At 50.2% G+C, this 6,501-nt stretch carries 8 protein-coding genes; 4 read left to right on the forward strand and 4 right to left on the reverse strand.

Annotated elements, in window-relative coordinates; translation table 11 throughout:
- Window positions 1-131: 131 nt before the first annotated feature.
- Entirely contained in the window at window positions 132-851 is a 720-nt protein-coding gene (locus tag OGV93_RS12900) for a replication initiation protein (protein WP_001749982.1), read from the reverse strand.
- A gap of 559 nt (window positions 852-1,410) precedes the next feature.
- Here OGV93_RS12900 and ardK point away from each other — a divergent pair.
- Window positions 1,411-1,752 (forward strand): antirestriction protein ArdAB regulator ArdK, encoded by a 342-nt coding sequence (gene ardK, locus OGV93_RS12905; RefSeq protein ID WP_000057569.1) that lies wholly within the window; start codon window positions 1,411-1,413, stop codon window positions 1,750-1,752.
- A gap of 14 nt (window positions 1,753-1,766) precedes the next feature.
- On the opposite strand, the gene OGV93_RS12910 is transcribed toward ardK, so the two are convergent.
- The 3 genes from OGV93_RS12910 to mucA all read right to left on the reverse strand — a co-directional run bounded on the left by OGV93_RS12910 (window position 1,767) and on the right by mucA (window position 4,402).
- Window positions 1,767-2,558, reverse strand: coding sequence for a SprT-like domain-containing protein (locus OGV93_RS12910; RefSeq protein ID WP_001452808.1), 792 nt, complete (start codon window positions 2,556-2,558; stop codon window positions 1,767-1,769).
- Between the two features lie 150 nt (window positions 2,559-2,708).
- Window positions 2,709-3,974 carry a translesion error-prone DNA polymerase V subunit MucB gene (mucB, locus tag OGV93_RS12915; protein WP_001749980.1) on the reverse strand — a complete coding sequence of 422 codons (1,266 nt, stop codon included), beginning with the start codon at window positions 3,972-3,974 and terminating at the stop codon, window positions 2,709-2,711.
- Window positions 3,962-4,402, reverse strand: a complete 441-nt coding sequence (gene mucA, locus OGV93_RS12920; RefSeq protein WP_000861760.1) for a translesion error-prone DNA polymerase V autoproteolytic subunit MucA — start codon at window positions 4,400-4,402, stop codon at window positions 3,962-3,964. The genes mucB and mucA overlap by 13 nt, the downstream gene beginning before the upstream one ends.
- Before the next feature lie 414 nt (window positions 4,403-4,816).
- Between mucA and ardB the strand changes: the two genes are divergently transcribed.
- The 3 genes from ardB to OGV93_RS12935 are packed head-to-tail and all read left to right on the forward strand — an operon-like array spanning window position 4,817 to window position 5,953.
- Window positions 4,817-5,242, forward strand: a complete 426-nt coding sequence (gene ardB / locus OGV93_RS12925) for an antirestriction protein ArdB (protein ID WP_000447669.1) — start codon at window positions 4,817-4,819, stop codon at window positions 5,240-5,242.
- A gap of 57 nt (window positions 5,243-5,299) precedes the next feature.
- Window positions 5,300-5,704 (forward strand): antirestriction protein ArdAB regulator ArdR, encoded by a 405-nt coding sequence (ardR, locus tag OGV93_RS12930; protein WP_000881513.1) that lies wholly within the window; start codon window positions 5,300-5,302, stop codon window positions 5,702-5,704.
- Window positions 5,705-5,713: 9 nt separating this feature from the next.
- Window positions 5,714-5,953, forward strand: coding sequence for a hypothetical protein (locus OGV93_RS12935; protein WP_000932975.1), 240 nt, complete (start codon window positions 5,714-5,716; stop codon window positions 5,951-5,953).
- The last annotated feature ends 548 nt before the right edge of the window (window positions 5,954-6,501 follow it).

Below are 6,501 nucleotides of genomic sequence, written 5' to 3' on the forward strand. Positions count from 1 at the left end.
CGCCCACCTTGCCGGGCGCCGGTGCCGTGTGGGAATCCGCCCACCTTGCCGGGCGCCGGTGCTGTGTGGGAATCCGCCCATCTTCATGACAAAAATTTGTCAAATGACAGGCTCATGTGTGCTGATTTATGTCAGACGGGATTTTGCTTATCAATTATTGAGAACAGAAATTTTCCTGAATCATCAATACTATACTTAGCAAGTAAAGGTGTTTTCTCATTTATCTGCTTGAGTGCAGGATCAAGGAAAGATCGTTTCAACTCTGCCAAGTTCTTCTGTTGGGATTCCGGCAAAAGGAAACGGTCATTTAACCAAGCATGAGTAGTAACCCATAAGCCTGAAGATTTGAATTGAGCAAGACTTTCATAAAGGCGGATCGTCCGTGGATTTCGAAGACTGCCACAATCGCGGAGCGAGTAGGTGGTGAACTGGTTCGTCAGGCCGTAAATGTACCGCAGGAGTTTATGGTTAAATTCGATTTCCCAGATACCACGAGCTGATCGGCTGCCAGCCTCTGTTAGCCAGGGGCGCGCGACGCAGTCAAAACTCCCTTCTTTCGGGTAAAAGATTACCGCAGAACGGCTTAACTCAAACACGCCTTCTTTAACATCCTTGATAGCCTGGTTACGGCTTACCTGAAAAATTTGCTCATAGTCAGCCACCTTTACTTTGAAAGTAGAGTCACCGAGTACAGCCATCTCATCATCATCTTCGCTTACTGAAGCTGTGAAATACGTCTGCATAAGACATAACCAGAGAACGCGCTTTGCTTTTAGCGAGAGGTAGTAAGCAGCTTCGGTAAGCTCGTTAGACTGCTTAACTTTTATCTTTTTGTTCAGCAACTTATCCATGAGCCTTGCCTTTGTGGGTTAAAAATTACTCTCCACACTACCACAAAGTTCAAACAAGTAAATACATTTTTTACAGTTTCGTCTAAGGTGGGCCAATTCCCATAACAAGGTGGGCTAATTCCCATAGTAAGGTGGGGTGTTTCCCATAGATAGGTGGGCCAATTCCCATAACAAGGTGGGCGGATTCCCAGAGATAACACTTATTTATGATTTTAAATCAATGAGTTATATAGCTCTAAAAGACTTTAAAAAGATAAAAAATCTATAAAATACCTTTTAAAAATATGCCTGTGGATATGTGCATATCATCGCTTACCAGCGCCGCTTCGCGGCTCGGTCAACCCCTCAGAACCGCGAAAACAAGTTTCGCAGTTCTTCACGGTTCATGTTTTAATCCAAGCATGGCGCCAGCACCTTCGCGGCACCATCGAGGCCCGCGCTGCTGCCGCACCGGGCCTCACCCTCAAATAAAATAAAGTTTATAAAAATCGTACTTGTATTGACCCCAGTTTATTCTGAGTATATCCTTTCTGTAACCAAAACTACGGAGGCGCCACAGATGGCTCAGAAAAACAGAATTTCAGAAACAGAATGGAAACAGCTGCTGCCGCAAATGGCTTCCTTTGCACACATCACAACAGATATTGGCTATTCCGTGCTTGTCAAAGGTGAGAAATCATCAGACGTAGCCACGCGAGTAGGCCGTTCCAAGCAAAACATTTCCAGCACCGTTAAGCGAATCTGGGATTTGTACCAGAACACCACTCTTAAAGCCGAGAACGGCGAACCATTAAAATTAGTTCAGGTCTGGATACCAGCAAGCCTTGCTGAAACTGTTTTAAAAGAAGCCGCGAAGTACAGCATTAATAACATCACGACCTCGGAAATGGAAAAAAAATAAAGTCCGAAAGGACTTTATTTTAAGACTACTAACGCGGCTTTATTACAGTGCTCGCCACCACAGTAAACCACTATCCCCGGTTTACCCCAGAGATTGATATGACACACCGGGCAGCTGTACTTTTCCCGGTTTGTTTTGTTCACCGGCGCTTCAGGCGGCGGGGTTACAAATCGCATGGCCTCTATGATCTCGTCGTCGAGTTCAACCGGGTCGCGCCCTTCCTCCACCTCCTGTTCGTGTTCGCTATCATCTTCCTCGTCGTCAATATAGCCTTTTCCTGTAGGGCTTAGCACAGCGCCAGGCTTAGGCTGGTAAGGCGGAAACCTGTCCATCCAGGAAAGCCGGAAATGGCCTGTCAGCAGTTCATCACAGGCCATATCGAAAGGGCCACCGGCAATAATATAATGGGTCATGCTCTGGCCCACTTTCCTGCCTCCCGGTTCGCCGGTATCAGAAGGCATTAGTCCTACCCGTTCCATCCGGGCCGCCCACTGTTTGTTGTGATAGCCACGGCGGCCAGGCTCGCCAAAATGGAATTGCCACTGATGAACCATCTCATGCACCAGTGTTGAAAGCGTGGCCTTTATGGTTCTGATCGAGAAATACACCGGATTCATAGCGATCTCGTCTACCGTGTACCCACTCTCACGGCCGACGAAACGCTTAAAGGAACAATAGCCATACGTTCGCTTCTCACGCTGCAACGTTATCAGGCATGGCGGCAGCTCGTTGCTGAATAGCTTCTCATTAAAAAAATCGTAGGCTCTCTGAAGTTCATCGTAGGTTTCGGGCGTAGGCAAATTCACTGTTAACCTCACATATATGTATTGTGCAATACACATAATTTAGCTGATCTTTTATACAGATGAAACGCCTTTTACCGAAAACCGCGAAACCGCGCCGAAACTCGTTTCGGCCGGTTGAGGGGTTGACCGGCCCGCGTGCGGCGCCGGTAATTATTTGATGGTTGCTGTTGGTATCGAGCGCCAGTCTGTCGTGTAATCAGGTGACAACATCTGACGGCGCATGGCAAAGGAGTTATCGATGCCCTGGCCTGCAAAAAACAGCTGGCTCTTGCCACGCCGGTTTATGCCATCGAGAACAGCCATTAACGCCTCGCTGCCAGCTGAAGGCGTAGCAGAGTCGAATAAATCCAGCTGGGCCTCCTTTCCGCTGAAATCGGCCAGCATGATCCCTGCTTTTGCATACGCAATATCTTCCCGCCAGATCCGCGCCAGCGCGGCTTGTGCCGCCTGAATTATCGTGCGGCTGTCCTGGGTTGCCACCGTCAGTTTTTCGGTTGCCTGATTGGCATACTGTGTATCACGCACTGAATAAGGACTGGTGCGGATAAAGACGCTTATGACGCGGCAGTATTGCCGCTCATTACGCAGTTTTTCAGCTGCGCGCGCTGCAAATCCGGTGATCGCCTGCTGCATATCCGCCAGGGCTACTACGCGTTGGCCGAATGAGCGCGATACAACAATCTGCTGCTTCGCCGGAGGGTTTTCTTCCAGGCTGAAGCAAGCCTCGCCGCGTAGCTCCCGTACCGTTCTTTCAAGCACAACACCAAACGTCTTACGGATTAGGCGCGTATCTGCCCTGGCTAAATCCAGCACCGTTTTGATCCCCATTGTGGCGAGTGCTTTCTCTGTACGATGGCCGACGCCCCAGACTTCCGCAACCGGCAGGATGCTCATTAATTTCTTCAGTCTGGCGCCATCGTCCAGAGCAACCACCCCGCCAGTAGCGGGCCATGTTTTTGCAGCGTGGTTACACAGCTTCGCCAGCGTCTTAGTACGGGCAATACCGACCCCGCATACCAGCGTTGTGTGTCGCCTGACTTCCTCGCGCAGTTGGCGCCCGAAAGCGTCAAGGCTCATGGCGGCCGTTATCCCTTTGCAGTCAACAAAAAGCTCGTCGATTGAATACTGTTCGACGTGGCTTGCAAGGGACTCAACTACGGCCGCGAACCGGGCCGACATGGAGGCATAGAGAGTGTAATTAGAGCTAAAAATAGCGATGTTATGACGCTCGATTATGGGTCTGACTTTGAAGTACGGATCGCCCATTTTCAGGCCCGCTTTCTTCGCCAGGTAATTACGGGCCACAATGTTGCCGTCATTGTTGGATAAAACGGCCACTGCTCGGTTTGCCAGATCTGGCCTAAATGCCTGCTCACAGCTGGCGTACATGCCATTGACATCAATCAGCGCAAACATACCGGATGCTCGATAAGGGAATGCGTAACCACTCCCCAGATTTCAACGCTCTCATTATCCGGGTCAATGTAGTACACAGGAAAATCTTTGTTCATCGGCATCAGGCAGGGTCTGGGCCTCAGCAGTAGCCGCTTCACGGTAAATTCATTATGGATGCAGGCGACTACGATTGAGCCGTGGCTGGCCGTCAGCGAGCGATCCACAACCAGTACGTCACCATCATGGATGCGGCCATCTTCCATTGACGAGCCAGAAACCCGCAGGAAGTAAGTTGCTGAAGGGTGACGAACACAATACTCATGCAGGTTTAACTCCTGCTTTTCATAGCCCTGGGCCGGGCTGGGGAACCCCGCAGAAATTCTTTGCAGATAAAAAGGGATGCTGTGTACCCGGCTGGCGCCGGAGCTTTCAAAAATATCGACCTTCATAGCGATCTTCCAAATCACTGTTTACTTATACAGTATCGCTGTTATGGTCAGGTTGGCAAGTTTTACAGGTACTCTACTATATGTAGTGCTGCTTCAGCTGCCAACGAACGCTATATATAGTGTTTGTTGGCTTTCTGCTTTCTCAGTGTCCCCTGTAACCGGCCGCGTGGCGGCGGGCTAGCAGGGAGGGGGGTGGCCTGTCGCTCCGGTCAGTCCCGCAGTTTCCGGCGATTTGCCCCCGGTGTCCGGTGGAGTCCGGCGAGGTCGCCTTCCATGCTCTGACGGGCATAAAATTAGGTAAATATAATCCGTACTTGTATTGACTTTAACGCCCCATTGTACGATAATTAAAAAGTGGCAGGTGATGTGCCTGCCGCTTAACCATCGCCGGTATCGGCTTAAAGAGGAAGTATCATGGAAACTATCGAAATCACCGCCCGCTACATTTCTGAAAACGCCCGCATGAACTTCATGCCTGCGGCATTTCGTGGCGCTTTCTTCAGCGCAGATCACTTCATTCAGTCCTTTCTGAATCGTTACGCTAAAGACTACCAGGGAGGGTATTGGGAATACCTTCAGGCCAGCAATGGCGCGTTTTTTATGGAAGCGCCCCAACCTCTTTGGCTCTCGTTACCTAACTATTTTGAAGGTGAATGCAGCGCGCGCGAAGTAGGGATTATTGTTTGTCTGTATGCCTACAGTTACTTTTGCGGGCTGGCATATGAAGAAGGCAAAGCCGAACTGAACGAAACGATGGCTAACCGGTATCACCTGTTGCGGGAGTACGTTAATACGCTGGAGAACGAAAGCCAGAATCGTATTTATCGTGCCATTGATTAACTGATAACCAGGCGGGCAAAGCCCGCCTTATCGTGACTGTCACGCTCAGGGGAAACTATGTTAGCGACACTTCAACACCCTACCGCCTGGCAATTGCCAGATCGGTTAATGCTTTTGGAACTGTTAATGTTCGATTACCGTAATTCCGATCAGGAGCGCTACGGCCAGCAAATCTATCACCACTATCGTAAACAGGGTAATCATCGCTGGGATACTTCTGTTCATCAGGATAGCGGCGGCCAATACGCGATTATTTTCCGGCACTCCTTCAGCAAAAAACAGGCTGATGGCGTTAAGCGAACGATGATCCGCGATGAAACCGTTATACGGGCAGGTACGGCGCAGGAGCTGACAGAAGCGACATTTCCCGACTTCCAGGATAGCGATATTCTGAAGGCGTCGGATTTCTTTAAGTCGCTTATCCAGCGCAAAGCGGCAGACGTAACACAAACCGATATTTGAGGATCAGCGATGCTGAACAAAACCGAAAACAACACCAACATTAGTAGTATCAACCCCTGTTCTACAGAGAGCCTAATAGCCGTGACGGGAAATGATGGAGAGACGCATATCATTCAGCGTGAGTTAATATCCCACTCTGTTGAAGGGCATGAAGCCACAATCATTCACCTTGTAACCGGGAAGTCGATAAGGGTTTCTTTGTCATCTGAAATTCTGGCAAAAAAACTAGGCATTACCGTGTCTGAATAACGGGTTTTGTTGCTTTGTTATAAGGTTTTATCCGTGTGTGGCAGAGTTCTAAAAAGGGAAACGTGAGAGATTATGAATACGATTAGCATAACGGAAATCGTGTTGAGTGTGCTTCTTGCGGGCGCTTTGGGGCCGGTTTTATTACGTCGAAAAAAAGGTCTGCTGTTACTGTTGTTGATTCTGGTCTGCACGATACTTTTGCTTCATGGTGTCACTACGATTTACTGATGTGGTCGAAAATCTTTAAAAGCGAACCCCCGGACGTCACCCCTCCGGGGCCGTTCTGCTGTGCTGCGCATCGAGCCGCTACGCGTCTCGCCCCGCTCACGCGGGCAGCTGCCACTGACGCCTCCGGCCTGCGGCCTCCGCGCTCCGCTTGGCAACCCCTTCCCCTGCTGCCGCTCATTTCCCCTTCAGCCTCCTATCATGATTCGTCTCCTGCATTATCCGTGGATTGTGCAGCTCAGTGGGGCGCTGGCCGTGACGGTGCGGTGTCCCCCGTAACCGGCCGCGCGGCGGCCGCTAACTCGCAGTACGGCGCCGCGACC

Source organism: Citrobacter sp. Cb031 (genome assembly GCF_030336725.1).
Taxonomy (GTDB): domain Bacteria; phylum Pseudomonadota; class Gammaproteobacteria; order Enterobacterales; family Enterobacteriaceae; genus Citrobacter; species Citrobacter braakii.

What these genes read in the sequence shown, in the direction of transcription:
- ardR (WP_000881513.1), top strand. Translation starts at nt 5,300, where the DNA reads ATGTTAGCGACACTTCAACACCCTACCGCCTGGCAATTGCCAGATCGG.
- ardB (WP_000447669.1), top strand. Translation starts at nt 4,817, where the DNA reads ATGGAAACTATCGAAATCACCGCCCGCTACATTTCTGAAAACGCCCGC.
- OGV93_RS12935 (WP_000932975.1), top strand. Translation starts at nt 5,714, where the DNA reads ATGCTGAACAAAACCGAAAACAACACCAACATTAGTAGTATCAACCCC.
- OGV93_RS12900 (WP_001749982.1), bottom strand. Translation starts at nt 851, where the DNA reads ATGGATAAGTTGCTGAACAAAAAGATAAAAGTTAAGCAGTCTAACGAG.
- mucB (WP_001749980.1), bottom strand. Translation starts at nt 3,974, where the DNA reads ATGTTTGCGCTGATTGATGTCAATGGCATGTACGCCAGCTGTGAGCAG.
- mucA (WP_000861760.1), bottom strand. Translation starts at nt 4,402, where the DNA reads ATGAAGGTCGATATTTTTGAAAGCTCCGGCGCCAGCCGGGTACACAGC.
- ardK (WP_000057569.1), top strand. Translation starts at nt 1,411, where the DNA reads ATGGCTCAGAAAAACAGAATTTCAGAAACAGAATGGAAACAGCTGCTG.